This window comes from Kitasatospora sp. Xyl93, assembly GCF_055383135.1.
In genome coordinates this window covers 6,580,471-6,606,855 of record NZ_AP029185.1, presented here as the reverse complement: position 1 = coordinate 6,606,855, position 26,385 = coordinate 6,580,471, and the positions used below count along the sequence as shown (strand labels likewise).

Below are 26,385 nucleotides of genomic sequence, written 5' to 3'. Positions count from 1 at the left end.
TCTGCGATCAACCGTGCACCGCCCGTTGTCCCGGCCGCACGGGGGTGTCGTCCCATCCGCATCCCGACCCGATCCCACCCCGGATCCCGCCCCGATCCCGGCCGGCTCCCGCCCACCGTCCCGGCCGGCCCGCGCCCACCCCGCGCAACCGGTCCGCTCCTGCCCGCGCCCGGCGGTCCTCCGCGACCGCCCAGACCCGACCGGAACGACGTACGGTGGAACCGGAGGCCGTGTCATGCACGTCACCGGAACCCACTTCACCCGCTTCGCCGACCGCACCGAGGCAGGCCGTCGACTGGCCGCCCGGCTCGGCCACCTGGCCGACCCCGACACCGTGGTCGTGGCGCTGCCGCGGGGCGGCGTACCGGTGGCCGCCGAGGTCGCCGCGGCGCTCGGCGCGCCACTGGACATCTGCGTGATCCGCAAGCTCGGCGTGCCCTACCAGCCCGAGCTCGGCATGGGGGCGATCGGCGAGGACGGCGTCCGGGTGCTGAACGACCAGGTCATCCGGTTCTCCTCGGTCACCAACGGGCAACTGGCCGAGGTGGAGCGGCTGGAGCGCGCCGAGCTGGCGCGCCGGGCTCGCCGCTACCGGGGCGGCCGGCCGCCCACCGACCTGCGCGGACGCACCGTGGTGGTGGTGGACGACGGCATCGCCACCGGGTCCACCGCCCGGGCGGCCTGCCAGATCGTCCGGGAGCGCGGCGCGCACCGGGTGGTGCTCGCGGTGCCGGCCGCGCCCGCGGACTGGGTCGAGCGCCTCGGCGACGTCGCCGACGAGCTGGTCTGCGTCGACACGCCGTCCCCGTTCTACGCGATCGGCGAGTTCTACGCCGACTTCTCGCAGACCGAGGACGAGGAGGTGCTGCGGCTGCTGGCCGAGGCCCGCGACGACCCGCCCGCGGCCTCGGCCGGGGTGGACCGCGAGCTGCTGCTGCCCGTCGCCGGGGTCCGCCTGGCGGGCCGGCTGACCGTCCCGGCCGGCGCGCGCGGGGTCGTCGTCTTCGCGCACGGCAGCGGCAGCGGCCGGCACAGCCCGCGCAACCGGCGGGTCGCCGAGTACCTGAACCGCACCGGGCTGGCCACGCTGTTGTTCGACCTGCTCACCGAGGCCGAGGAGGCCGACCGGCGGAACGTGTTCGACGTGGCGATGCTGGGCGGCCGGCTGACCGCCGCCGCCCGGCGGCTGGGCACGACGGAGCACGCCCCGGACACCGCCGTGCCCGAGACCCGGGGCCTGCCGCTCGGTCTGTTCGGCGCCAGCACCGGCGCCGCGGCCGCGCTGCACACCGCCGCGGAGCTGGGCTCCGCCGTGCGCGCCGTGGTCTCCCGGGGCGGCCGCCCGGACCTCGCCGCACCCGACACGCTGGCCCAGGTCCGCGCGCCGACGCTGCTCGTCGTCGGCTCCCTGGACCCCACCGTGCTGGACCTCAACCGGCGGGCCCGGAGCCGGCTGCGCTGCGAGACCGCGCTGGCGGTGGTGCCGCACGCGAGCCACCTGTTCGAGGAGCCGGGGACGCTGGACCGGGTCTCCGAGCTGGCCTCGGACTGGTTCCTCCGCCACCTCCCGCGCCCCGTCGGCCCCGGAAGTGCGTGACCGTCCCATTGCACAGTCTTCGGGCATCACCCCCAATCGGCAGCACATTTTGCGCAGCCGACAGCGGGATTTTCTGATCAGCTTGTACACATTGAGCAGTCGGAATCCCACCTGTTGCCCAACCACCCCGACAGGAGCAAGCTCTCCGCAACCACACCGCCCACCCCGTTCGGTGCGGTCGCGATCCAGCGGATGCCTCGACGGCGAGGCCCGAAGTGGAGGAACGAGCGATGACCCCGCAGACCCACGCCCTTGAGTTGACCCCCGAGGAGCGCGAGGCCGGTCTTGACGCCGACCAGCTGCGCCGCCTCGTCGGCCTCGTCGAGCATGACGCGGCCGCCGACCCGTTCCCGGTGACGGCGCAGGACGCGGTCGTCTTCGTGGTCGGCAACGCCACCCAGACGGCGCAGTTCTACCAGGTCGTCTTCGGCATGGAGCTGGTCGCCTACTCCGGCCCGGAGACCGGCCGTCGGGACCGCAAGTCGTACGTGCTCCGCTCGGGTTCCTGCCGCTTCGTGATCAAGGGCGGCGTCCAGCCGGACAGCCCGCTGCTGGACCACCACCGCCGCCACGGCGACGGCGTCGTCGACCTCGCCCTGGAGGTCCCGGACGTCGACAAGTGCATCGAGCACGCCCGCGCGTCCGGCGCCACCGTGCTGGAGGAGCCGAACGACGTCTCGGACGAGAACGGCACCGTGCGCCGCGCGGCCATCGCCACCTACGGCGAGACCCGCCACACCCTGATCGACCGCTCCCGCTACCACGGCCCGTACCTGCCGGGCTACGTCGTCGCGGAGAGCCGGGTCACCCACCCGGAGGGCTCGCCCAAGCGCCTCTTCCAGGCCCTCGACCACGCCGTCGGCAACGTCGAGCTGGGCCGGATGGACGAGTGGGTGGCGTTCTACAACCGCGTCATGGGCTTCGTGAACATGGCCGAGTTCGTCGGCGACGACATCGCCACCGACTACTCCGCGCTGATGTCCAAGGTCGTCGCCAGCGGCAACCACCGGGTGAAGTTCCCGCTCAACGAGCCGGCCGTCGCCAAGAAGAAGTCCCAGATCGACGAGTACCTGGAGTTCTACACCGGCCCCGGCTGCCAGCACATGGCGCTCGCCACCAACGACATCCTCACCACCGTGGACGTGCTGCGGGCGCGCGGCGTGGAGTTCCTCGCCACCCCGGACGCCTACTACGACGACCCGGAGCTGCGCGAGCGGATCGGCAAGGTCCGGGTGCCGATCGAGGAGCTGAAGAAGCGCGGCATCCTGGTCGACCGCGACGAGGACGGCTACCTGCTGCAGATCTTCACCAAGCCGATCGGCGACCGCCCCACCGTCTTCTACGAGTTCATCGAGCGGCACGGTTCGCTCGGCTTCGGGAAGGGCAACTTCAAGGCGCTCTTCGAGTCCATCGAGCGCGAGCAGGACCGACGCGGCAACCTGTGAGCGTCGACGGGATCCGACGAGCGGGTGGCCGGCCAAGGGGTCACCGACGAGCGGGTCTCCGACGAGCGGGTCTCTGACGAGCGGATCTCTGCCAAACGGTCGAGGAGGACCACGGAGATGGCGTACTACCGGCAGCTGGGCAGCATCCCGCCCAAGCGGCACACCCAGCACCGCACTCCCGAAGGCGGGCTGTACTACGAGGAGTTGATGGGCGAGGAGGGGTTCTCCTCGGACTCCTCGCTGCTCTACCACCGGGGAATCCCCTCGGCGGTGGTCAACGCGGTGCCCTGGGAGCTGCCGGACCAGTCCACGGTGCCCAACCACCCGCTCCTCCCCCGCCACCTCAAGCTGCACGAGCTGTTCGCGGACCAGGACTGGAAGTCCGCGGACGTCGTCGGCAGCCGCCGGCTGGTCCTCGGCAACGGCGACGTGCGGATCTCGTACGTCGCCGCCGGGGCCCCGAGCGAGCTCTACCGCAACGGACTCGGCGACGAGTGCGTGTACGTGGAGTCCGGCTCCGGCACGGTCGAGACGGTCTTCGGCTCGATCGAGGTCGGGCAGGGCGACTACGTGATCGTCCCGCGCGCCACCACCCACCGCTGGGTGCCGGCCGGCGACGAGCCGCTGCGCGCGTACTGCATCGAGGCGAACAGCCACATCACCCCGGTCAAGCGCTACCTCTCCAAGTACGGGCAGCTGCTGGAGCACGCGCCGTACTGCGAACGGGACTTCCGCGGACCGGTCGGCCCGCTGGTCGTCGACGCCCCCGGGGACGTCGACGTGCTGGTCAAGCACCGCGGACCGAACGGGATCGCGGGCACCCGCTACACGGTGCCGCACCACCCCTTCGACGTGGTCGGCTGGGACGGCTGCCTGTACCCGTACGCCTTCAACATCAGCGACTTCGAGCCGATCACCGGCCGGATCCACCAGCCGCCGCCGGCCCACCAGGTGTTCGAGGGCAACGGCTTCGTGATCTGCAACTTCGTTCCGCGCAAGGTGGACTACCACCCGCTGGCGATCCCGGTGCCGTACTACCACGCCAACGTGGACAGCGACGAGGTCATGTTCTACTGCGGCGGCGACTACGCGGCCCGCAAGGGCTCCGGCATCGGCCAGGGCTCGATCTCGCTGCACCCCGGCGGGCACACCCACGGGCCGCAGCCTGGGGCGTACGAGCGCAGCATCGGCGCGGAGTTCTTCGACGAGCTGGCCGTCATGGTGGACACCTTCCGCCCGCTGGAACTCGGCGAGGGCGGGCGGGCCAGCGAGGACGGCGACTACGCCTGGACCTGGGCCGGTCGGGGGCCCGGGCGATGAGCGCACTGCCTACGGGGGGCTCGGTCCCGGGCGGGATTCCCGGTTCGGCCCCGGGCGCGATCCCCGAGCTGTTCCGCGGGCTGTTCGACGACGCGGCGGTGTTCCCCCCCGGGAACCTGCCGGTCGTCGAGGCGGTGCCCGCGCACCGTGTGCACCGCGCGGCCTGGTACGCCGAGGCGGTCGGCCCCTTCCTCTGCGGGGCGGGCCGGCTGGGCGAGCTGGCCGAGGCGGTCTCGAACTCCCCGGTGACTGCGGGCTCTTCCGCGGCCCCGGGTACCGCAGCGGTGGCGGCCGTCGCGACAACGGGGGACACGGCGGGGACGGACGGCACGGCGGCGGGCCACGGGCCGTTCAAGGTCGGGCTGGTGCTGCCGGGGGGCAGCGCCGAGCTCACTCCGGCGCTCGCCGCCGCCGCGCCGTTCGAGCTGGCCGGCGTCGAGCTGGCCGCCCGGGACGCCGCCGAGGCGGTGGCCGCGCTGGACCGGCTGCTGCCGCCCCATGTCCCGGCCGCCGTCGAACTGCCGCGCGAACTCCTGCGCGGGGACGCCCTGGACGCCGCCCTGGACGTGCTGGTGGACAGCCCGTACCGGGCGAAGTTCCGCACCGGCGGGCTGGTCGCCGAGGCCTTCCCGGCCGAGGACGAGCTGGCCGCCTTCCTCACCGGCTGCGCACGGCGCGGACTGCCGTACAAGTGCACGGCAGGTCTGCACAACGCCGTACGGCACACCGATCCGGAGACCGGATTCGAGCACCACGGCTTCCTGAACGTGCTGCTGGCCGCACAGGAGACCGACCGGGCCGCCGCCGCCGCGGTGCTGGCGGAGCGCGACGGCGAGGTGCTGGCCAAGGCGGTTCGAGCACTGACTGACCGTCAGATTACGGTGATCCGGAACTCGTTCACCGCGTTCGGCACCTGTAGCATCGCCGAGCCCCTGGGCGACCTGGCCGCGCTCGGCCTGCTGTCGTCGCCCAGTCCACTGCACCAGGAGGACCGTTGACCACCCCCCGCAGCTGGCTCGCCAGCGCCCAGGACTCGCCGTTCGGCGTGCACAACCTGCCGTACGGCGTCTTCACCGCCGCCGACCAGCCCGGGCGGCGCCGGATCGGCGTGCGCGTCGGGGACTTCGTGCTGGACGCCGGGGCGGCCGCCCGCGCGGCCGGCTCGCCGTCGGCGCTGCTGGAGGCGGACTCGCTCAACCCGCTGATGGCGGCGGGGCGTCCGGTCTGGATTCAGGTGCGGGCGGACCTGACCACCTGGCTCACCGACGAGTCCTTCCGCGAGGCGCTGTCGCCGGCGCTGGTGCCGGCCGACGAGGTGGAGCTGCACCTGCCGTTCGAGGTGGCCGACTACGTCGACTTCTACGCCTCGGAGCACCACGCCACCAACCTGGGCCGGATCTTCCGCCCGGGCTCGGAGCCGCTCACCCCCAACTGGAAGCACCTGCCGATCGGTTACCACGGGCGGGCGGGCACGGTCGTGGTCTCCGGCACGCCGGTGGTGCGGCCGCACGGGCAGCGCAAGGCACCCACCGACGCCGCGCCGGGCTTCGGGCCGTCGCGCCGGCTGGACATCGAGGCCGAGGTCGGCTTCGTCGTCGGCGCGCCGTCGGAGCTGGGCCGGCCGGTCGTGCTGGACGACTTCCGCGAGCACGTGTTCGGCGTCTGCCTGCTCAACGACTGGTCGGCGCGCGACATCCAGGCCTGGGAGTACGTGCCGCTCGGCCCGTTCCTCGGCAAGTCCTTCGCGACCTCGGTCTCGCCGTGGATCGTTCCGCTGGACGCCCTGGAGCACGCCCGGGTCACGCCGCCGGAGCGCGACGTCGAGCCGCTGGCGTACCTGGACGACCGGGGCGGCGAGCCGTGGGGCCTGGACCTGGCGATGGAGGTCCGGCTGAACGGGCACCCGGTCTCCCGGCCGCCGTTCGCCACCATGTACTGGACGGCGCAGCAGCAACTGACCCACATGACCGTCAACGGCGCCTCGCTGCGCACCGGCGACCTGTTCGCCTCGGGAACGGTCAGCGGGCCGGAGCGGGACACCCGGGGTGCGCTGATCGAGCTGACCTGGAACGGCGAGGAGCCGCTGAAGCTCCCGGACGGGTCGACCCGGACGTTCCTGGAGGACGGCGACGAGGTGACCATCACCGCCACCGCGCCCGGGCCGGACGGCGCCGTGATCGGGTTCGGCGAGGTCACCGGGCGCGTGCGGGGCTGACGGCCGCGCGCCGAGGCCCAGGGGTAGAGGCCCGAGGAATCACGAGTGACCAGTAACAGATGACGGACAACGGATGACAGCTGACAGATTTCATCATCTGTCAGCTGTCATCTGTTTGCCCACTCCTCTGCCCCGCCCCGTGGTGACACCCGCGTCCGGCTACAGCCCCGCCCCGCCCGTGGCGTCGACGACCCGCCCGGTCACCCAGCGGGCGTCGTCGGAGGCGAGGAAGGCGACGATGTCCGCGATGTCCTCCGGCTGCCCCACCCGGCCGAGCGCGGCGACCGACGCCGCGTACGCCTGCGCCTCCGCGTTGCCGCGCAGCCAGCCCGCGTTGACGTCGGTGTCCACGATGCCGGGCGCGACCGAGTTCACCGTGATCCCGCGCGGGCCGAGCTGCTTGGCGAGGTTGAGGGTGAAGGTGTCCAGCGCCCCCTTGGTCGCGCCGTAGGCGATGATCTCGGGCATCGCCAGCCGGGCGGCGCCGCTGGAGACGTTGATGATCCGGCCGCCGTCCCGCAGCCGCTTCAGCCCGTGCTGTACCACGAAGAACGGCGCCCGGACGTTGACCGCGAACACCGCGTCGAAGTCCTCCTCGGTCAGCGACTCGAGGTCCGAACTGCGCCCGATGCCAGCGTTGTTCACGATGATGTCCACCCCGCCGTCCGGAGCGTGCGCCCCGATCCCGGCGTCGAAGGCCGCCCAGAGCGCGGCGGCGTCACCGTGCCGGCCGAGTTCGGCCCGCAGCGCGAACGCCCGCCCGCCGTCGGCGCGGATGCCGGCCACCACCTCCTCGGCCGCCGCCCCGTCCCGGGCGTAGCCGACGGCGACGGTGGCACCGTCCCGCCCGAGCCGCCGGGCGATGGCCCGGCCGATCCCCCTGCTGCCGCCGGTGACCAGCGCCGTCTTGCCCCGAAGTCCGTACGCGCCCATGGCCGGGCCCCCTCCTGTTTGCACTCCGCGTCATTGTTGAACGATCGCTCAAGAAAGACGCTAGCACAGACTTCTTGAGCGAGTGCTCTAAAATTCGGCGCATGACAGAGGCGCAGAAGCCGACAGCGGCGTCCGGCAGCGGCGCCACCACCCCTGGGCCGGCCCCCCGACGCGGCCGCCCGCCGGCCTTCGACCGCGACGAGGCACTCGCCGCCGCCACCCGGCTCTTCTGGCAGCACGGCTACGAGGCCACCTCGATCACCGACCTCACCACCGCCATGGGGATCCGCCCCGGCAGCCTGTACGCGGCCTTCGGTGACAAGCGGTCGCTGTTCGACGAGGTGGTCCGCCAGTACGGCCGCTCCCCCGTCGGCGCGTTCGTGACCGTCGCACTGGCGGAGGAGCCCACCGCGTACGGCGCCTTCGCCCGCATCCTGCGCGAGGCCGCCGCCGTCTACCCCGACCCGTCCCACCCGGCCGGCTGCCTGGTGATCTCCGCCGCCACCCACGTCACCCCGCAGGACGCCGGCGTCCAGGCCCAGCTGCGCGAGCTGCGCAACGCGAACCTGCGGACCTTCGAGGCCCGGCTGTCCCAGGCCCGGCAGGACGGCGAACTGCCGCCCGAGGCCGATCCCAAGGCGCTGGCCGGCTACCTCGGCACCGTCCTCCAGGGGATGTCCCAACAGGCCCGGGACGGCGCCACCGCCGCCGACCTGGCCCGGACCGCCGAACTCGCCCTGCGCGCCTGGCCCTGAGCCGCGCCGGACTCCCCGCCCCCGGCCCGGTGATCACAACTGCCCACCCGCCCCGGTACGGTGGACCGCGGAAGCCGGCCGGGGCCGGGAGGAACGGCCCGGCCTGGAGGAACGGCCGCGCCGGCAGGAACGGACAGCGGACGCCGACCGATCCCGGTGGACACCGGCGGACTCCGGCTGACGTCGACATCACCGAGGAACGGGAGCGGGCCCGATGAGCGCAGAGGTGGCGGAGGTCCAGGCGTTCCTGGACGGCGGCGTCGGACGGCTCGTGCTGAACCGTCCGCGGGCACTCAACTCGCTGACCCACGGCATGGTCACCGCCCTGCGAGCCACCCTGGACGACTGGGCCACGGACGACCGGATACGCGCCGTCGTGCTGACCGGCGCGGGCGAGCGCGGCCTGTGCGCGGGCGGCGACATCCGCGCGATGCACGACGACGCCAAGGCGGGCGGGGCCGGCACCCGGGCCTTCTTCCGCGACGAGTACCGGCTGAACGCGCTGACCGCCCGCTACCCGAAGCCGTACGTCGCGGTGCTGGACGGCATCACCATGGGCGGCGGCGTCGGCGTGTCCGCCCACGGCGCGGTGCGGATCGTCACCGAGCGCTCCACCGTCGCGATGCCCGAAACCCGGATCGGCATCGTGCCGGACGTCGGCGGCAGCCGGCTGCTCGCCCTCGCCCCCGGCGAGCTGGGCACCCACCTCGGGCTCACCGCGGCCTCGATGGGCCCGGGCGACGCCCTGCTCTGCGGGTTCGCGGACCACTTCGTGCCCTCCTCGCGCGTGCCCGACCTGCTCGACGCCCTGGCCCGGAGCACCGCCGCGGCGACCGGGAGCACCACCGCCGAGGTCACCGCCCTCGTCGCCGGCCTCGTCGCCGCGCACGCCGAGCCCGCGCCGCCCGCCGCGCTGGCCCCCCAGCGCGCCTGGATCGACGCCTGCTACGCGGCCGACACCGTCGAGGAGATCGTCGACCGGCTGCTGGACTCCGGCGTTCCGGAGGCCAAGGAGGCCGCCGAAGCCGTCCTGGCGAACTCCCCCACCGCCGTGAAGACCACCCTGGCCGCGCTGCGCCGCGCCCGCACGCTCCCCTCGCTGGAGGCCGTGCTCGACCAGGAGTACCGGATCTCCTGCACCGCGCTGGAGAGCCATGACATGGTCGAGGGCATCCGCGCGCAGGTGATCGACAAGGACCGCAACCCCCGCTGGAATCCCGGCACGCTCGCCGAGGTGACGGAGGCGGACGTCGCCCGCTACTTCGCCCCGCGCGAGGGTGACGAACTGGGCCTGGCCTGACCCCCGCCCCTCGTCCACCACCGGCACACCTCGAGCCGCCCATGAACCGGCCGGTCCCCCGTCGACCCCGGCCGGGGGCAACCCGGCCCCGCTGTCCCGGGGTCCGTCTGGTGACCGGCGTCTCGCATACCAAGACTGGCGCGAGACGGGGCGCTTCGTAGATCGTTGGGTGGTCAGGGCGCGCCCACGGGCGCCGAGCAGCGGAAATGGGAGTCGACGGCGATGACCGAGACCGAGACCTACGAGACGATCCTGGTCGAGCGCAAGGGCCGGGTGGGGCTGATCACCCTCAACCGGCCCAAGGCGCTCAACGCGCTGAACACCCAGCTGATGAACGAGGTGGTCGCCGCCGCGACCGCCTTCGACCGGGACCCGGAGATCGGCTGTCTGGTGATCACCGGCTCGGAGAAGGCCTTCGCGGCCGGCGCCGACATCAAGGAGATGCAGGGCAACCGGTTCCCGGACGTCTACCTGGACGACTGGCTGGGCCCGTGGGACCGGCTCGGCGCCCTGCGCAAGCCGGTGGTCGCGGCGGTGGCCGGGTTCGCCCTGGGCGGTGGCTGCGAGCTGGCGATGCTGTGCGACATCCTGCTGGCGGCGGACACCGCGAAGTTCGGGCAGCCGGAGATCAAGCTCGGGGTCATTCCCGGCATCGGCGGCTCGCAGCGGCTGACCCGGGCGGTCGGCAAGGCCAAGGCCATGGAGCTGTGTCTGACCGGTCGGATGATGGGCGCCGAGGAGGCCGAGCGGGCCGGGCTGGTCTCCCGGATCGTCCCGGCGGACCAGCTGCTGTCCGAGGCGCTGGCCACCGCCGAGACGGTCGCGGCGATGTCCGCCCCGGCGGCGGTCATGATGAAGGAGAGCGTCAACCGCGCCTTCGAGACCACCCTGGCCGAGGGCGTCCGCTTCGAGCGCCGGCTCTTCCACGCGGCCTTCGCCACGGCGGACCAGAAGGAGGGCATGGCGGCCTTCGCCGAGAAGCGCCCGCCGGAGTTCCAGAACCGCTGACGACGGGGGCGGCTGACAGATGACAGCTGACAGATTTCAGATGATGAAATCTGTCAGCTGAACTCTGTCGGCTGTTCGCCGTCGGCCGTCGGTTGTCAGTTGTCGGTTGTCCACTGCCGGCTGCCGCCTTCCCCCGACAGCCGGCGCCCCTCCGCCCCGCTCATCCCTCCTCCTCCACCGCCACCGTGTTCAGCCGGGCGAGCCCGCTGCGGGTGGCGGCGACCACGATCTGGTCGCCCGGGGAGAGTCGCCGGGTGCGGTCCGCGAAGTTCCACTGCAACGGCCCGCCGTGGGCGAGGCGCACGGCGATCACCCGGACGCCGCCCGGGTCCTCCAGGTCGTGCCGGTTCAGCCCGATCAGTCCGCTGCCGTCCTCCACCTTCAGCTCGGCGATCAGCAGCACGTGCCGGAGCACCGACAGCGTCCCGCGCACCTCGCGCCCCATCAGCGCCGCCGCGAAGGCGGGCGCGGCCAGGTAGGACACCGACCGGGAGGCCGCGTTGTCCAGCGTCTTGTAGAAGTGGCCGGCGAAGTCGTCCTCGAACAGCCGCACCACCACCCGGACCTCGGGATTGCCGTGGCGCGCCTCCAGGGCCGCCTCCAGGTTGGTGGCGTCGTCCCCGCTGACCGCGACCAGCGCCCGGCTGTGCTTCAGCCGGGCCCGGCGCAGCTGCTGCTCGAACGGTCCGTCGCCCAGCACCACCGGGATCCCCAGCGCCCGTACGGCGGCGATGCCGCGCGCCTGCGGGTCCCGCTCCATGCAGACCACCGGCACCCCCATGTCGTGCAGCTGGGTCGCGACCCGGGTGCCGACGTTGCCGAGACCGACGACGATCACGTGGTCCCGGGTGCCCGCCCCGGGGTTGCGCGGCTGCCCGCGCCGCCCGGAGCCCAGCACCTCGACCGCGATGGCGGTGGCGACCGGTGCGAAGGTGATCCCGCAGATGGTGATCACCACCTGCGCGACCCGCTGCCAGAACCCGCCGGTGCCCGTCCCGTCGGCGATGTCGGAGAGCTGGTCCGGCTGGGCGGCGCCGGCCAGGTCGAGCAGCGCGATGTAGACGGTCCAGCCGAAGTTCCGGTTGAGGTACCAGAGCACCCCGAAGGCCAGCAGCACGGCCGCGAGGGCGGTGAGCAGCACCAGCCGCATCCGGGCGCTGGTGAAGAAGCGCATGGTGTCGAGCAGCCGCCAGCGCACCCGCCGCTTCCAGTCGATCGGCTCGCGGGGCTCGATCCGCAGGGCCTGGAGCGCCGCCCGGCCGCCCGGTTCCTCCTCCGGGGCGGGGGCGGCCGACGACGCCGGTTCGCGTCCCAGGTCGTCCGGGCGGATCGGCCCGTTGTCGCCGAACTCCCGGGCGAACCGGACGAATTCGGCCGAGTCGCCCTGCTGCTCGGGCAGCAGTCGGATCCTGCCGAGGTCCTGCCGGTCTATGTGGTCGGCGACCACGCAGATCCGGTCGGAGGTGATGTCGTCGTCGAACGCGATGTGCAGGTAACGCCCGTCGATCTCCACCGAGTTGGGCCGCCCGAGCGCCGCGGACGCGAAGGCCGGGGCGGCGGTGGCGGAGCCGGAGAGCGCGGCACCGTTCCTGAGCAGCCGTTCGATGTTCTCGCCGAGCCGCTGGTTGAACATCCGGAACACGATGCGGATGTCCGGGTTGTGGTTCTGGGCGCTGAGCGCCGCGTGGATGTTCTCCTGGTCGCTCCCCTCGACCAGGGCGAGACCGCGCGCGGTGCCGATGGACACCGCGCGCAGCGCCTCCTCGGTGACGCTGGCGTACTCCACGACTGCCGCGACGCCGGCGAGTTGCTCGATCTGCGGCGCGTGGTCACGGGTTCGGTCGGCGACCAGGACGACGACCGGGACCTCGTAGTGCTCGACGAGTTCCCGGACCAGTCGGTGTGCCAGCGCGTTGCCCCCGCAGACGATGTAGTGCTGGCTGATCGGCTCGACCGGAGGGGTCCCCCACCCTTCAGAAGTCATATTGACGGATGCTATCGACGGAAAGTGTCCGGAGGGTGGCGTTCCGGCGACCGCGGTGGATCCCCCGAACGGCCGTACCGGGCGCGCGGCCCCGCCGTGGCGCGGAAGAGGCTGGGGTACGTTCCCTGCCCGTCAGCCGGCCGACCCGACCCCGCCCGTCCCGCGTCGCACCCGCCTCGTACCCGCGTCGCACCCGACCGGCACGGCACCCGTCGCCCGTCGCCCGGCGTCAGCCCGAGGAGTACGCCACCGTGGCCCCTCCGATCATCACCCCCGACGGCACCCCGGTCCAGGGCCCGCTCGGACTGCTCGCCAAGGCCGCCTGGCAGGTCCTGCTGGTCGCCGGACTCGCCTCCCTCGGGATCGTGGTCTTCGCCTGGCCCCGGGAGACGCTCCTGGTGGTGGGCGTCCTGTTCGGCCTCTACCTGCTGGTGATCGGCATCGTGCAGCTGGTCGCCGCGTTCGGCACCCACTCCACCACCGCGCTGCGGGTGCTGGCCTTCATCAGCGGCGCGATCTGCGTGCTGCTGGGGCTGCTCTGCTTCCGCAGCGCGGTGCAGTCGCTGCTGCTGCTCGCGCTCTGGATCGGGATCGGCTGGCTGTTCCGCGGGATCACCCAGCTCGCCGCCGCGCTCTCCGACCCGCTGATGCCCGCCCGTGCCTGGCAGGCCTTCGCGGGCGTGGCCAACACCCTGGCCGGCGTGCTGCTGATGGTCTGGCCGGTCGGGTCGATCACCGCGCTGACCGTGCTGGCGGGCTGCTGGCTGGTGATCCTGGGCCTGGTCGAGATCGTGACGGCGATCCAGGTGCGCGGCCAGGCCAGGCGGATCCCGTCGGGAGTCTGACCGCCCCCGCCCCACGGGACGTCACCTCGCGCAGCAGCGGCTTCACCGGAGTCGTCACCTCGCGCAGTCGCCGCCTCGCCGGAGTCGTCACCTCGTGGAGCCGTCACCTGCCGGCCGGGGCCGCCCACCGCCCGTCGACTGCTACGGGCGCGGCGCGAAGCCGATCCGGAAGGTGGCGGCCTCCAGGCGTTCCGGGCCGAGCCGGACGTCCGTCAGCCGCTCGGCGAGTGCGAACGCGGCCTCGCCGCACAGGTCGTACGCCTCCGTCTCCAGCTCGAAGCCGCAGGCGGTCAGCAGCTCCGGGACGCCGGGGGCCTCGGCGTCCGTGCCGTCCCGCTGGGTGGGGAAGAGCGGCTCGAAGTGCAGCCGCCGGACGCCGTGCTCCCACCAGTGGAAGTGGTCCACGGCGTTCACGTTGCGGAAGTGCGAGACCAGCCGGGTGCCCTCACCGAGCCGGGGGATCACCGTGTCCAGGGTGCCGAGGTAGCCGTTCGGCTCGATCGCGAGGGCCCAGCCGTCGAGTTCGGTGACCGCGACGAGCAGCCGGTCCTCGGCGAGGTCGAACAGCGCCTCGGCCTCCTCGTCCTCCTCGTCCAGGTAGGCGTCCCAGCGGGCCATCACCGCCCCCAGGCCGACGGCGTCGCTGCCCGGCAGGGCGTCGAAGCGGCGCAGCAGCTCGTCGGCCGTGAGCCCCTGGACCCGGGTGAGGCAGTAGGCCTCGCCCAGGTCCGGGTAGTGCTCGTCGAACCAGGTGTAGTCGGTGGCGTGTGCGGTCATGACGGCGATGCTGCCAGACGCCTCGGACAGCCACCCCGCCGGAGGTTCAGAGCCAGACCGGCTCGTCCGTCCCCCAGCGCCCCGGCGGGCGCGACCAGTCGGTGGGCGCGCCCTCGTACCCGATCGGCGGCAGGGCGTGGCGCAGCCGCCCGTAGCCGGAGTCGGTCTCGGCGAGCCACCGGGAGGGGTCGTACGGCTCGGACGGGACGCCCGGCGGCGCCTCCTCCGGTTCGATGCCGTGCAGCAGCCAGGAGGCCGTGCCGGCGAGGGAGAAGCGCAGGTGGCGGCCGCCGGGGCGACGGGTGCGCTGGTCGGTGAGGGAGCGCAGGACGGCGGCGGCGAGGAGGTAGCCGGTGCCGTGGTCGAGGGCCTGGGCGGGCAGCACACCGGGACGGCTTTCCGGGGCGGCCCCTGGTGCGGCGGCGCGGGTGGGCTCCTGGCCGGCGGCGTGGGGAGTCTCGCGGGCGGACTCGTGGGCGGCGATGCCGACGCCCGCCTGGACCAGGCTGTCGAAGCCGCGCCGGTCGGCCCAGCGGCCGGTCCGGCCCCAGGCGCGGATCTGGGCGAGGATCAGGTCCGGGCGGCGGGCGAACAGCGCCTCCGGGCTCAGGCCGTGGGCGTCGAGGGCGCCGGGGCGGTAGCCGGTGACGAGGACGTCGGCGGTGGCGAGCAGGTCCTCGAAGACCGCGCGGTCGGCCGGCGCGGCCAGGTCGAGCCGGGTGGAGCGCTTGCCGAAGCCGGTGTCGGCGTGGGCGTCGTCGGCCTCCGGCAGCCGGGGCGGGTCGACGCGCAGGACGTCGGCACCGAGCAGGGCCAGGGTGCGGGTGGCGACCGGTCCGGCGATCACCCGGGTGAGGTCGAGGACCCGGACCCCGGCGGCGGGCCGGTCCACCGGGGCCCCGCCGAGCGGGCGGGCCGGCGCGGCCCCCGTGGCGGCACCGGTCTCCCGGTGCTCCACCAGGGGGTGCACGGCCGGGCTCACCGGCGCGACGGCCACCGCGAGCGCTCCCGCCTCGTACGCGCGCTCCTGGATCCGCTCGGCCGGCATCCTGCCGAGCACCTCGGCGAGCTGCTCGGGGCCGGCGTCCGCGGCGAGGCCGAGGGCGGCGAGCAGCCGGGCGCGGTGGTGCGGGTAGTTGGCGTGGGTGCGCACCCAGCCGTCGGCGGTGCGCCAGAAGCCGGAGTGCGGGGCGAAGGTGACGGGCGTCCGGCCGTCGACCGTCAGGTGCCGCTCGCTGACGAAGGCGGTGGCGACCGCCCCCTGGTCCACCAGGACGGCGGGGACGGGCGCGCCGGTGCGGTGGGCCGCGAGTTCGGCCGCGGCCAGCGAACAGACGGCCACGGTGGCCCGGGCGAGCCGGCTCACCGGGAGACCGGAGGGCAGGACGTCGTCCGGGCCCTGGAAGCCCACCCGTTCCAGCAGCTCGGGCGGGCCGCCGAGCGCCGCCCAGGCGTAGGCGGTCGGGCCGTCGACACACCCGGCGGCTCCGGCGGCTCCGGTGGACCCGATGGATCCGGTGGACCCGGTGGACCCGGTGGTTCCTTCTGGCAACGGACGATCAGTCATGTCCGGCATTGTGCTCCGGTTCTCAGGCGCTCGCCGTGACGCCCGCCACCAGCATCAGCAGGACCGCCGAGACCATCGTCATCCGGCGGGCCGCCTGCGGGGTGCCGCCGAAGCGGCCGCCGAGCCGCCCGCTGGCGTGCGCGACCAGCCCGTACACGACCGCGCAGGCCAGCACGTTGAGCGAGCCGAGCGCGAGCACCTGCCCGCCGACCGGCAGCGCGGCGCCCGGATCGACGAACTGCGGCACCAGGGAGAGGTAGAGCAGCAGCCCCTTGGGGTTGAGCAGCGCGGTCAGCATGCTCTGGCGCAGCACCGTCGCGGTGGGCTGCGGCTTGGGCGCGGCCAGGGCGGCGGCGCCCCCGCCCTTGCGCAGTGCCAGCAGCATCATCACGGCGAGCACCAGCAGGTACGCGGCGCCGGTGAGGCGCAGCACGGGCAGGGCGGCCGGGACGGCGCGCAGCGCGGCGGCCAGTCCGGCACTGGAGAGCAGGGTGTGGACGGCGTACCCGGCGCAGACCCCGCCGACCGCGGTCAGCGCGGCACGGCGGCCCTGGCCGAGGCCTCGGGCGGCGATGTAGAGCCAGTCGGGGCCCGGGGTGCAGACCAGCAGCAGGTCGACTCCGAGGAAGAGGAGGAGGGCGTGGGTGTCCATGGGCGTGGGCGTGGCCTGTCGTGCTCGTCGCGGTGTGGGCCCGGCGCATCGGCCAGGGGTTCCCGGGGGTGTCCCGGGTGGCCGGGGTTGTTCCGGGTGGTGGCCGGGTGGTTCCGGCGGTCGTCCGGAGTGGCTCCGGCGCACCGGCCGGAGCGCCCCGGGTCGTGGGCCGGGGTCTCCCGTTGACCGGTGCGGTAACTGAAGGTAGCCGGACGGGGCTGGCACGCGATGGCGACTTCCGGCTGGTCGGAGCCGCGTTTTGGCAGAATATTGCGCCATGGACCGAATCGACCGCAGAATCCTCCGCGAGCTCCAGCAGGACGGGCGTCTGACCAACACCGAGCTGGCCGCGCGGGTGGACCTCACCCCCTCCCCCTGCCTGCGCCGAGTGCGCCAGCTGGAGCAGGACGGAGTGATCCGCGGCTACCGGGCGGTGCTGGACGGCGCGGCGGTCGGGCGCGGGTTCCAGCCCTTCGTAACGATCACCATGCGTCACGAGGACCAGGTGACGGTCGCCGAGTTCGAGCGCCGGGTGGCCGAGCTTCCGGAGGTGGTGGAGGCGCACCGGCTGTTCGGCGAACCCGACTACCTGCTGCGGATCGCGGTGGCCGACATCGCCGCGTACGAGCGCTTCATCACCGACGTGCTCTCCGGCCTGCCGGGCATCGCGCAGGTCAATTCGCACCTGACGATGAAGCAGGTGAAGCCCGACCGGGGGCTGCCGGTCGGCGGGTAGGGTGCGAACCGGGGGCCCGCGCGGCCACCCGTACGGGGGCCGAGCGACGCACTGCGACATGGGGGCTGAATTGCGCGTGATCCGCCGTCTCGACCTGGGGTACTTCGTCCGGCCGGCCGGCGAGGTGGGCGGCCCGGAGCCGCGCGTGGAGCCGGTGCTCGCGTACCTGGTCCGGCGTCCGGAGGGGCTGCTGCTGTTCGACACCGGGATCGGCGGCGGCGAGCCGGAGACCGAGGCCCACTACCGCCCGGTCCGCCGGCCGCTGCCGGAGGCGCTCGCCGCGGCCGGGGTGGCCGTCGCCGACATCGACCTGGTGGTCAACTGCCACCTGCACTTCGACCACTGCGGCGGCAACCCGCTGTTCGCCGGCACGACCGTCGTGGTCCAGGCGGAGGAGCTGGCCACCGCCCGGCGCGGCGGGTACACCTTCGACGCGCTGGTCGACTTCCCCGGCGCCGAGTACCGCGAACTCGACGGCGAGGCCGAGGTGTGGCCGGGCGTGCGGGTACTGCCCACCCCCGGCCACACCGCGGGCCACCAGTCGCTGCTGGTCGACCGCCCGGGCGGCGCGCCGGTCCTGCTGGCCGGGCAGGCGTACGACTTCGCCTCCGAGTACGGACAGGCGCTGCTCGCCCGACGGGCGGCCCGCGAGGGCGTGGACCCGCCGCTGCCCGGGTACCGGCCCTGGCTCGACCGGGTGGCGGAGCACGGCCCGCACCGGGTGCTGTTCGCACACGACCACGCGGTGTGGGAGGCGGGCGACTGGTAGCGGCGGGGGCACTGGCCGCTCAGGGGGCCGGATCCTGGGAGGTTCGGGCCTCCCGGGCTGCCAAGGCCTTTCGGGAGGTCCGGTCCGGACCTCCCCAGGAGATCCATGCCTCCCGGGAGGTCGGTGCCTCTCGGAAGTTCAGACCTCTCGGCAGGTTCAGAACGTGAAGCGCAGCGAGCGGACCCGGTGGTCGAAGCTGGACGGGACGAGCTGCGGCTCGCCGACCGACCGTGCCTCGGGCAGGCGGGTGAGCAGCTCGTGGAACAGCGCCGTCATCTCCTGCCGGGCCAGGTGCGCGCCGAGGCAGTAGTGCGGACCGCCGCCGCCGAAACCGAGGTGGGGGTTGGGCGTGCGGGTGATGTCGAAGGCGTCCGGGTCGGGGAAGACCTCCTCGTCGCGGTTGGCGGAGCCGTAGAACAGCGCGACCTTCTCGCCCGCGCGCAGCAGTGTCCCGCCGGATCCGCCCAGCTCGTGGTCGACGGCGAGGGTCCGGTTGAACTGGATGATCGGCGTGGCGTGGCGGATCATCTCGTCCACCGCACCGCCGAGCCGCCCGTCGAGGTCTTCGAGCAGCAGGGCGCGCTGCTCGGGGTGGACGGTCAGCAGGTGCAGGCCGTGGGCCAGCGCGTTGCGGGTGGTCTCGACCCCGGCGACCAGCAGCAGGCTGAAGAAGGCGCCCAGCTCGCGCCCGGTGAGCCGGCGGCCGTCCACGTCGGCGGTCACCAGCGCGGAGATCAGGTCCTCCTCCGGTCGGCGACGGCGCCGGCGGCCGATCCCGGCGACGATGCCCTGCATCCGGGCGAGCGCCCGCAGCCCGCGCCCGGGCGCCCGGAGGCGGCGGCGCAGCGGACGGGCCACACCGATGTCCTCGGAACTGCGGTTGACCAGGCCGAGGATGGTGCGGCGCGGCCCCTCCGGGATGCCCATCATGGTGCAGATCACCTGGAACGGGAGCTCGGCGGCGACCGCGGTCACGAAGTCCTCCGGCCGCTCCCGCTCGATCCGGTCGACCAGCTCGGTGCTGATCCGCCGGACGTCCTCCTCGACCCGGTCGAGCAGCCGCGGGGTGAACGCCCGCGAGACGATCCGGCGCAGCTGGGCGTGGCGGGGGTCGTCCAGGTTGACCATCGAGTCGCCGAACGCCAGCCGGACCCAGCGGGCTGGGGCGGGGGTGGTCACGCCGGGGCCGCTGAGGAAGACGGCGGGGTTGCGGCTGGCCTCCACCACGTCGGCGTGGCGGACCAGGGCGTGGAAGCCCCGGCCGGTGGCACGGTCGCCGAAGAACACCGGGCCCGGGCGGCGGCGCAGCTCGGCGAAGGCGGCGACGCGGGCGGGGGCGGGCAGCTTCCAGAAGCCGGGGTCGGCGAGGTCGGCCAGGTCGGCGCTCGGGGGCGTCGCGGCGGCGGGCTCGGCGGCTTCTGCGGACTCAGTCGCGTCCGCGGAGTCGGCCGTGTCGGCAGGCTCAGCCGCGCCGGCGGGGTCGGCCGCGCCGGCGGGGTCGGCCGCGTCGGCGGTCTCGGCTGAGTCAGCCTGGTCGGCGGCTTCGGCCGGCTCGGCGGCTTCGGCTGAGTCGGCCTCCTCCGTGGACTCGGCGGGCTCGGTGGACTCGGCCGATTCGTCGGCCTCGGCCGGCTTGGTGGCTGCGGCAGCCTCGGCCAGTTCGGCGGGTTCATCGGCCTCGGCGGCGTCGGCGGCTTCGGTCTGCTCGGCGGTGGCCTCGGCGGCAGCCTTGGCCTTGACCTTGGCCTTGACCACCGCCCGTCCCGGGGCCGTGGCCTGCTGCGGGACGGTCGGCTCCGTGGGGGCAGCGGACTCGGTACTGTCGGCAATGGGCGCCGAGGTATCCGTCGGGGTCTCCAAGGCCGGACCTCCCTGCTTCTGAACGGCATCATCCCGATACGCACCGTATGGGGTGGTGCACATTAAGTGAGCATCGGATGCGCGCTGTCAAACCGCCCCGATGGTCGTACGAGCGGTTGTTCGGTTCGGCGCGCCAGGTGAACAAGCCAGGCCGAAGGGCCGGACCGGGTGGCAATCCGGCGGGCTGGGGGCGGGCGGCCGGGCATGGTCTCACGGCACAGAACCGGCCATCACCGGAGGGTGCGGTCCGGGTCGGGCGGGGTGGGTGCGACGATGAGTGCCATCGTGATGACCGACCGGATCCGCCTGCTGCGCGCCGTGGTCTTCGCCGCGCTGTGCGTGGCGACGGCCGCCGCCGCGCACGTCGCCATGGCCGGGTCCGGGGTGTCACCGACGGTGCTGGTCGGCGCGTTCGGGGCCGTCCTCGGACTGACCTGGCTGCTCGCCGGGAAGCAGCGCGGACTCGGGGTGATCAGCCTCTGGATGGTGGTGGCGCAGACCGCGTCGCACCAGCTGTTCGAGCAGGCCGGGGCGCTCTCCCGAGGAGGCGGCGGCCTCGGCCGGATCGCCTCCACGGACTGGGCGGCCCTACTGCTCTGCAACCCCGACCGGGCGCCCGGCGGACTCTCCCCGGTCGAACTGGCGCGGATGGCGGGCATCGACCCGGACGTCCCGCCGGCCGGCGGCAGCCTGCGGCCGACGGCGGGAACGCACCACGCGACCTCGGGGGCGACGGCCCTCGATCCCGGCCTACCGGGGACCACCGGTGCGACCGGTACGACCGGGATGACGGGGATGTCCACCGGGCCGCACATGATGCCCGACGGGACGTTCCACGGCGCCGGGTCGTACGGCGGGGCGCAGGACCTGGTGAGCGGACCGGCGCACGACATGGCGCACGGGATGCCTCACGGCATGTCGTCCGGGATGACCGCCGCCCACGTGCTCGCCGCGCTGGCGTGCGCGCTCCTGCTCTGGCGCGGCGACGCGGCGCTCGTCCGGCTCTTCGAGCTGCTCGGCGCGCTCGGCTCGGTGGTGGCGGGGGCCCTGCTGGTCCCGCTGCTGGCGCTGTTCGCGCGCCCCTTCGGCTACCGGGCCCCGGCGCCGCCCCGCCCTGCCGACGACCGGGCCCGGCCGCCGCGCTCGGTGCTGCTGACGCATGCCCTGGTCCGGCGCGGGCCGCCGGCGTTCGCCCTCGCCTGCTGACGCGCCCGCCGCTCCCTTTCCTCACCCCGGCCGCCCTCCGGTCGCCGGGACGCTCGCGACGGGCAGGTCACCCTGCCGTACGGCCGCGCCCCGCGCCGTCGTGTCGTCAGGGTGCGGGCCCGCGTCCGCCGCCGCGCTTCCCCCAGGGGTCCGGCGCGCCGCGCGCGGTTGCCCATGGACGCCGACGGTGCCGCCCTGCGCGGTGCCGCTCCCCGCCTTCCCCTCGGGACCTTCCCATGTCTGATTTCGACGGCGCGCCGGCTCCGGCCGGCGCCCCCGTCCCACCGCATCCGCTCCTCGGCGCGCCCCTGCCGGGCCTACCGCTCGACGGTCTGCGGGCCGTCCGGAGCGCCGCCTCCCGGCCCGCCTTGGCCCAACCCGGCCAGCAGTCGGGCCGACCACTCCGGCGACGGCCCGTCCGCGGCGCCCGCCCGAACCCGGCCGCGCAGCTGTTCCGCGCGGGCCAGCCAGTCCCGGCAGCCGGCGCAGCGCGCGACGTGCTTGTCCAGCCGGACCTCCGGCAGGCCGCACGGTTCGCCGTCGAGCCGAGCGGACAGGGCGATACGGAACTGTGCGCATCTCATATGACCATCGTCCTGCACGCGCGTTGTGCCGGGACCAGCCGGGTGGGAGGCCGCCGTGGATGACGAACAGCTCACCGCGCTGGCGCTGACCGCCCGCTCCGGACGGACGGCCGACGTCGAGGCCTTCGTCCGGGCCACCCAGCGGGACGTCTGGCGCTTCGTCGCCCACCTGACCGACGTGCAGTCCGCCGACGACCTCGCCCAGGAGACCTTCCTGCGGGCCCTGCGCGGCCTGCCCGCGTTCGCCGGGCGCTCCTCGGCCCGCACCTGGCTGTTGTCGATCGCCCGGCGCACGGTGATCGACCGGTACCGGATGGCCGCCGCCCGGCCGCGCTGCGCCGCGCTGCCGGACTGGCAGGAGGCGGCGGAGCGCCAGGGCGGAGCACCGGCGGCCGGGTTCGAGGACGGCATCGCGCTCGACGACCTGCTCGACCGGGTACCCGCCCAGCGACGGGAGGCCTTCGTGCTGACCCAGGTGGTCGGTCTGAGCTACGCCGAGGCGGCCGAGGTCGCCGGCTGCCCGGTCGGGACCGTCCGCTCCCGGGTCGCCCGGGCGCGGGAGGAGCTGGTGGCACGCCTGCGCGCCGCCGAGGCAGAGGCGCTCGCCCCCGCCTGCTGAGCAGCGGACGGGGCGGAGACCGACAACGGACAGTCGACAGCTGACAATCGACGGCGAACAGATAACAGATTTCGAAATCTGTTATCTGTTCGCTGAAAGTTGTCATCTGTCGGCTGTCGGCTGTCGACTGTCGGCTGTTCGCCACAGGCACCCCGCGCGCCGTCGAATTCCACTCCCACCGCACGCACACCACCCCGGGGGAAAGAAATCCCCCAGGTGTTCGGAACCGGAGCTCCCGCACGCCCGACTGCTGTACCGGACCCCGCCGCCGAGGCGGCGTCCGGTCCGGCAGCACGGGAGACGGAGGGACTTCATGACGGTGCAACCAACCCCGGCCTCCCGATATCCGATGGTCCATCAGGTTCAACCGGTCGACCGCTGGAGCCTGGTCGTGGCCGCCGGTCTGCTGTCGTTCGTCGCGATGCTCGACATGAACGTGGTCAACCTCGCGCTCACCGACATCTCGACCGGCCTGCACGTCTCCCCCGGGGTCGCCCAGTGGGCCACGCTCGGCTACCAACTCCCGCTCGTCGCCGCGCTGTTGCCCGCCGGGCGGTGGCTGGACCAGGTCGGCACCCGTTCGGCCCTGCTGTTCGCGGTCAGCTGCTTCGCCCTGTGCAGCGTGCTGGCCGCGTGCGCCCCGTGGGCCGGTTGGCTGATCGCGGCCCGGCTGTTCCAAGGCGCCTTCGGGGCCGTGCTCTTCGTCCTGATGCCGGTGCTGGCCGCGACCTCCGTCCGGCCCGAGCTGCGTGGCCGGGCGATGAGCGTGCCCGCGACCCTCGGCCCGCTCGGCGCCGTCACCGGGCCGGTGGTCGGCGGCCTGCTGCTGGACCACCTGGGCTGGCGGGCGGTCTTCCTCGTCAAGCTGCCGGTCTGCCTGGCCGCCGTCCTGATCGTGCGGCGCCACGCCCCGCGCCGGGGCGGGCTGCGGCCGCCCGACCGGTCCTCGCTCGGCGACGCCGCACTGATCGGCGCCGCCGTGGCCGCCACGCTGCTCGGACTCACCCTGGCCCCGCAGGCGCCGCTGTGGCTGCTGCTCGCTCTGCCCGCCGTACCGCTGGTGCTGCTCTGGCTGCGTCGCCCGGGCGGCCGGCCGGTGGCCGAGGTGCTGCGGGCCGCCGGGACGGCCGGGGCCAACGCCTCGGTGCTGGCGCTCGCCGCCGGCTTCGCCGCCTGCCACTACCTGCTCGCCCAGTACCTGCGCGGCCCCCGGGGCGAGAGCGCCACCGCGACCGCACTCACCATGCTGGCGTTCCCGCTCGGCATGGTGCTGGCCGGCCGGATCGGCGGCCGGCTGGCCGACAGCTGGGGCGCCCGGCCGACCGCGCTCACCGGCGCCGCCGTCACCACCCTCGGCCTGGCCCTGCTCGTCCCGCTGGACACCGGCTGGTCCGCCGTCGACATCGCCGCGCGACTCGCCCTCGCCGGCGCCGGGATGGGCCTCAACGGCGGCCCCACCCAGGCGCTGGTGATGTCCGCCTCCCCGCCCGGGAAGCTCGCCACCGCCGGGTCCGCCGTCCAGCTCGCCCGCAGCCTCGGCTTCGCGCTCGGCCCGGCCCTCGCCACCTCCGCCTCGCTCGCCGGGGCCGGCGGCACCGCCGGGACCCGCGCCGGCATCACCCTGGCCGCCCTGGTCGCGGCCACCGCCGTCGCCCTGCTCGCCCTGCACCGCCGCTCCACGTCCTGAGCCCCGCAACACCGGTACCGAAGGACCGCCTCAGATGACCGACACCATCCCCGACCCGGGCGCCACCGATGACGCGCCGCACTGCCCGTACGGGCACGACCGGCTCCCCTCCCCCGTCCCGCTGCACGGCCCGGCGTACAAGAGCGACCCGTACCCTCTCTACCGGCGGATGCGCGAGGCCGGGCCGGTGCACCGGGTGGAGTTCCCGAGCGGCATCCACGCCTGGCTGGTCACCGGCTACCGGGCCGCCCACGCCGCGCTCAACGACCCCCGGCTCGGCAAGAACCACGCGCTGGGCAACGACAACTGGCGCCGACGCGCGTCGATCATGCCCGAGCCGCAGCACTCCCAGCTCCAGGTCCACCTGCTCCACCAGGACCCGCCCAAGCACACCTCGATGCGCCGGCTCGTCCTGGACGCGTTCGCCCCGCGCCGGGTGGAGTCGCTGCGCCCCCGGTTCCGGGAACTGGCCGACGCGCTGGTGGACGAGCTGCCGGAGTCCGGCGGTGCGGACCTCGTGGCCGGCTTCGCGGCCCACTACCCCTTCCGGGTACTCGCCGAAGTCATCGGCCTCCCGCCCGAGTTGGCGGAGCGGTTCGACCGGGACTGGGGCAAGGTGGTCCAGCCGGTCGGGCCGCAGGACCCCGGGCGTCCGGCGTACGAGGCGCGGCTGCGCGGCCTCCAGACGTACATCGCCGATGTCGTCGCCCGTAAGCGCGCCGACTGCCGGGCACCGGGCTGGGCGGCCCGGGAGGACCTGCTGGGCCGCCTCGTCGCGGCCCACGACGCAGGGGAGTTGAGCCGCGCGGAGCTCGACTCGATGGTGTTCCAGCTGCTGGTCGCCGGGCAGGAGCCGGTCACCAACCAGATCACCACCATGCTGGTCACCCTGCTGCGCCACCCCGAGCAGCTCGCCCGGGTCCGCGAGGGCCTCGACGAGCCCGACCGGCTCGCCCGCGCGGTGGAGGAACTGCTGCGCCACGACGCCGCGTTCGAGCTCACCACCTGGCGGTTCTTCGCCGAGGACGGCGACCTGTTCGGCACCGCCGTCCCGGCCGGGGACTCCGTGATCGTCTCGCTCTGCGCCGCCAACCGCGACGACGCGCAGTTCGCCGATCCCGACCGCCTCGACCTCGACCGCACTCCCAACGCCCACCTGGCCTTCGGCCACGGCGTCCACTACTGCCCCGGCGCCGCGCTGGCCCGGGCGGAACTGCAGGTCGCCCTCGCCGCCCTGCTCGGCCGGCTGACCGGCCTGCGCCCGGCCGAGGCGCCCGGCGACGGCCTCGCGGACCTGGCCTGGATCCCCGCCGTCCTGGCGCGCGGGGTGAACCGGCTGCCGGTCGCCTACGACCGCCGCCACTGACCCCCCGCGCCGAGGCACCGCCCGGCACCGCCCGCCCACAGCCCGACACCCGTCAACCGCAGCCCCCGCCCCAGCCCAGCCCAGCCCAGCCCAGCCCACAAGCCGTACCGCACGACCTTCCGTGGAGGACCCGCCATGCCGCCCGTCGGCACCGCCCCTGCCGTCACCAGCCCCGCCACCACCACCCCCGTCGCCCCCGCCCTGGAGGACCGCCCCTCGGCCGAGCGACTCGCCGCCCGCGTGCTGGGCCTGCTGCTGCCGCACCGCCGCGCCGCGGACCCGGGCTTCGACGCCCGCCCGGAGCACTTCCCGCTCCAGCTGGCCCAGTTGGCGGACTTCATCGCGGCCGGCGAACCGATCGTCCTGACGCTGCCCGGCTTCCCCTGCAAGTCGCCGAACCCGGCGAAGGTGCTCGGTCACCTGCCGGACGAGGGCGAACGGCTGTCGCTGACCTTCCTCGACGGGCTCTGCGCCGAGATCGGCCGACTGCACGCACCCGGCGCCCGCATCCTGATCTGCTCGGACGGGCACATCTTCGGAGACCTGATCGACGTCCCGGACGACCACATAGACGCCTACTCGGACGCCCTGACCGCCATGATCGCCCGCGAGGGCCTGACCCACCTCGACACCTTCGACCTGCGGGCCGTCCTCGGCGACCTCCCGTACGACGAGAAGCGTGCCCGGGTGCACGCCCGGTACGCGCCGAGCGTCGAGGAGCTGCGCGAACAGGTGCTGACCGAGGAGGGGACGCTGCGGCTCTACCGGGGCATCACCCGTTTCCTCACCGAGGACGCCGTCGGCTTCACCGGCACCCGCTCCGCCCTCCAGCGGGAGTGCCGCCGCCGTGCCTACGGCGTGATCCAGCGCAGCCGCGCCTGGGGCGAGTTGATCGCCGAGCACCATCCACGCGCCGTCCGGCTCTCCATCCACCCGCAGCCCGCCGGGGCGTCCAAGTTCGGCATCCGGCTGCTCGCGGCAGCCGACGCCTGGACCACGCCCTGGCACTCGGCGGTCATCCACCGGACCGACGGCGGCTGGGAGTTGCTGCGCAGCGAAGAAGCCGCGCGGCTCGGTCGGCTGGTCCTGCGGGACGGCCGGCCGAGCCACTACGAGAGCCGCCAGGTGTCCTGACCTGGCGGCTGGCGGCTGGCGGCTGG

23 protein-coding genes are annotated in these 26,385 nt (G+C 74.2%); 16 read left to right on the top strand and 7 right to left on the bottom strand.

Features of this window, described 5'->3' with window-relative positions:
• Positions 1-235: 235 nt before the first annotated feature.
• The 5 genes from ACZ5GH_RS28705 to fahA all read left to right on the top strand — a co-directional run bounded on the left by ACZ5GH_RS28705 (position 236) and on the right by fahA (position 6,577).
• The gene (locus ACZ5GH_RS28705; protein WP_464335694.1) at positions 236-1,597 is read left to right on the top strand and encodes a phosphoribosyltransferase family protein; all 1,362 of its coding nucleotides are present in this window, start codon (positions 236-238) and stop codon (positions 1,595-1,597) included.
• Between the two features lie 230 nt (positions 1,598-1,827).
• Positions 1,828-3,042, top strand: a complete 1,215-nt coding sequence (hppD, locus tag ACZ5GH_RS28700; protein ID WP_387757631.1) for a 4-hydroxyphenylpyruvate dioxygenase — start codon at positions 1,828-1,830, stop codon at positions 3,040-3,042.
• A 117-nt stretch (positions 3,043-3,159) separates the two neighbouring features.
• Positions 3,160-4,362: a homogentisate 1,2-dioxygenase gene (locus tag ACZ5GH_RS28695; protein WP_387757630.1), complete on the top strand. Its 1,203-nt coding sequence runs from the start codon at positions 3,160-3,162 to the stop codon at positions 4,360-4,362.
• Positions 4,359-5,360 carry a hypothetical protein gene (locus ACZ5GH_RS28690; RefSeq protein WP_464335693.1) on the top strand — a complete coding sequence of 334 codons (1,002 nt, stop codon included), beginning with the start codon at positions 4,359-4,361 and terminating at the stop codon, positions 5,358-5,360. The genes ACZ5GH_RS28695 and ACZ5GH_RS28690 overlap by 4 nt, the downstream gene beginning before the upstream one ends.
• Complete coding sequence (fahA, locus tag ACZ5GH_RS28685) at positions 5,357-6,577, top strand: fumarylacetoacetase (protein ID WP_464335692.1); 1,221 nt, start codon at positions 5,357-5,359, stop codon at positions 6,575-6,577. Before ACZ5GH_RS28690 ends, fahA begins: the two co-directional genes overlap by 4 nt.
• Before the next feature lie 159 nt (positions 6,578-6,736).
• On the opposite strand, the gene ACZ5GH_RS28680 is transcribed toward fahA, so the two are convergent.
• Positions 6,737-7,510 (bottom strand): SDR family oxidoreductase, encoded by a 774-nt coding sequence (locus tag ACZ5GH_RS28680; protein WP_464335691.1) that lies wholly within the window; start codon positions 7,508-7,510, stop codon positions 6,737-6,739.
• Between the two features lie 101 nt (positions 7,511-7,611).
• Here ACZ5GH_RS28680 and ACZ5GH_RS28675 point away from each other — a divergent pair, with 101 nt between their 5' ends.
• The 3 genes from ACZ5GH_RS28675 to ACZ5GH_RS28665 all read left to right on the top strand — a co-directional run bounded on the left by ACZ5GH_RS28675 (position 7,612) and on the right by ACZ5GH_RS28665 (position 10,573).
• A complete protein-coding gene (locus tag ACZ5GH_RS28675) occupies positions 7,612-8,265 on the top strand; it encodes a TetR/AcrR family transcriptional regulator (RefSeq protein WP_387757624.1) in 654 nt (217 codons plus the stop codon).
• Between the two features lie 214 nt (positions 8,266-8,479).
• Positions 8,480-9,565: an enoyl-CoA hydratase/isomerase family protein gene (locus ACZ5GH_RS28670; protein ID WP_464335690.1), complete on the top strand. Its 1,086-nt coding sequence runs from the start codon at positions 8,480-8,482 to the stop codon at positions 9,563-9,565.
• Positions 9,566-9,787: 222 nt separating this feature from the next.
• Positions 9,788-10,573 (top strand): enoyl-CoA hydratase, encoded by a 786-nt coding sequence (locus ACZ5GH_RS28665; protein WP_387757620.1) that lies wholly within the window; start codon positions 9,788-9,790, stop codon positions 10,571-10,573.
• A gap of 160 nt (positions 10,574-10,733) precedes the next feature.
• Here the strand turns inward: ACZ5GH_RS28665 and ACZ5GH_RS28660 are convergent, their stop codons facing one another.
• On the bottom strand, positions 10,734-12,557 hold the full coding sequence (locus tag ACZ5GH_RS28660; protein WP_464335689.1) for an NAD-binding protein: 1,824 nt from the start codon (positions 12,555-12,557) through the stop codon (positions 10,734-10,736).
• Positions 12,558-12,808: 251 nt separating this feature from the next.
• Here ACZ5GH_RS28660 and ACZ5GH_RS28655 point away from each other — a divergent pair, with 251 nt between their 5' ends.
• Positions 12,809-13,402 carry an HdeD family acid-resistance protein gene (locus ACZ5GH_RS28655; protein ID WP_464335688.1) on the top strand — a complete coding sequence of 198 codons (594 nt, stop codon included), beginning with the start codon at positions 12,809-12,811 and terminating at the stop codon, positions 13,400-13,402.
• A gap of 141 nt (positions 13,403-13,543) precedes the next feature.
• Here ACZ5GH_RS28655 and ACZ5GH_RS28650 read toward each other — a convergent pair whose 3' ends face one another.
• Genes ACZ5GH_RS28650 through ACZ5GH_RS28640 form a run of 3 tightly spaced genes read right to left on the bottom strand, consistent with a single transcriptional unit; the run spans position 13,544 to position 16,398 of the window.
• Positions 13,544-14,179, bottom strand: a complete 636-nt coding sequence (locus ACZ5GH_RS28650; protein WP_464335687.1) for a DUF6461 domain-containing protein — start codon at positions 14,177-14,179, stop codon at positions 13,544-13,546.
• 46 nt (positions 14,180-14,225) lie between these two features.
• The gene (locus tag ACZ5GH_RS28645) at positions 14,226-15,746 is read right to left on the bottom strand and encodes a CoA transferase (protein ID WP_464335686.1); all 1,521 of its coding nucleotides are present in this window, start codon (positions 15,744-15,746) and stop codon (positions 14,226-14,228) included.
• A gap of 22 nt (positions 15,747-15,768) precedes the next feature.
• Positions 15,769-16,398, bottom strand: coding sequence for a LysE family translocator (locus ACZ5GH_RS28640; RefSeq protein ID WP_387757613.1), 630 nt, complete (start codon positions 16,396-16,398; stop codon positions 15,769-15,771).
• Positions 16,399-16,675: 277 nt separating this feature from the next.
• Here ACZ5GH_RS28640 and ACZ5GH_RS28635 point away from each other — a divergent pair, with 277 nt between their 5' ends.
• Complete coding sequence (locus tag ACZ5GH_RS28635) at positions 16,676-17,134, top strand: Lrp/AsnC family transcriptional regulator (protein ID WP_355251808.1); 459 nt, start codon at positions 16,676-16,678, stop codon at positions 17,132-17,134.
• Positions 17,135-17,192: 58 nt separating this feature from the next.
• A complete protein-coding gene (locus tag ACZ5GH_RS28630) occupies positions 17,193-17,903 on the top strand; it encodes an N-acyl homoserine lactonase family protein (RefSeq protein WP_464335685.1) in 711 nt (236 codons plus the stop codon).
• 156 nt (positions 17,904-18,059) lie between these two features.
• On the opposite strand, the gene ACZ5GH_RS28625 is transcribed toward ACZ5GH_RS28630, so the two are convergent.
• Positions 18,060-19,280: a cytochrome P450 gene (locus ACZ5GH_RS28625; protein WP_464336886.1), complete on the bottom strand. Its 1,221-nt coding sequence runs from the start codon at positions 19,278-19,280 to the stop codon at positions 18,060-18,062.
• Positions 19,281-20,036: 756 nt separating this feature from the next.
• Between ACZ5GH_RS28625 and ACZ5GH_RS28620 the strand changes: the two genes are divergently transcribed.
• Positions 20,037-20,969: a hypothetical protein gene (locus tag ACZ5GH_RS28620; RefSeq protein WP_464335684.1), complete on the top strand. Its 933-nt coding sequence runs from the start codon at positions 20,037-20,039 to the stop codon at positions 20,967-20,969.
• A 317-nt stretch (positions 20,970-21,286) separates the two neighbouring features.
• On the opposite strand, the gene ACZ5GH_RS28615 is transcribed toward ACZ5GH_RS28620, so the two are convergent.
• Positions 21,287-21,553, bottom strand: a complete 267-nt coding sequence (locus ACZ5GH_RS28615; RefSeq protein ID WP_387757608.1) for a zf-HC2 domain-containing protein — start codon at positions 21,551-21,553, stop codon at positions 21,287-21,289.
• A 55-nt stretch (positions 21,554-21,608) separates the two neighbouring features.
• Between ACZ5GH_RS28615 and ACZ5GH_RS28610 the strand changes: the two genes are divergently transcribed.
• From ACZ5GH_RS28610 to ACZ5GH_RS28595, 4 genes are all read left to right on the top strand, one after another.
• Complete coding sequence (locus ACZ5GH_RS28610; protein ID WP_387757606.1) at positions 21,609-22,172, top strand: sigma-70 family RNA polymerase sigma factor; 564 nt, start codon at positions 21,609-21,611, stop codon at positions 22,170-22,172.
• 349 nt (positions 22,173-22,521) lie between these two features.
• The gene (locus ACZ5GH_RS28605; protein WP_464335683.1) at positions 22,522-23,859 is read left to right on the top strand and encodes an MFS transporter; all 1,338 of its coding nucleotides are present in this window, start codon (positions 22,522-22,524) and stop codon (positions 23,857-23,859) included.
• A gap of 34 nt (positions 23,860-23,893) precedes the next feature.
• Positions 23,894-25,225: a cytochrome P450 family protein gene (locus tag ACZ5GH_RS28600; protein WP_464335682.1), complete on the top strand. Its 1,332-nt coding sequence runs from the start codon at positions 23,894-23,896 to the stop codon at positions 25,223-25,225.
• Between the two features lie 135 nt (positions 25,226-25,360).
• A complete protein-coding gene (locus ACZ5GH_RS28595) occupies positions 25,361-26,359 on the top strand; it encodes an L-tyrosine/L-tryptophan isonitrile synthase family protein (RefSeq protein WP_464335681.1) in 999 nt (332 codons plus the stop codon).
• The last annotated feature ends 26 nt before the right edge of the window (positions 26,360-26,385 follow it).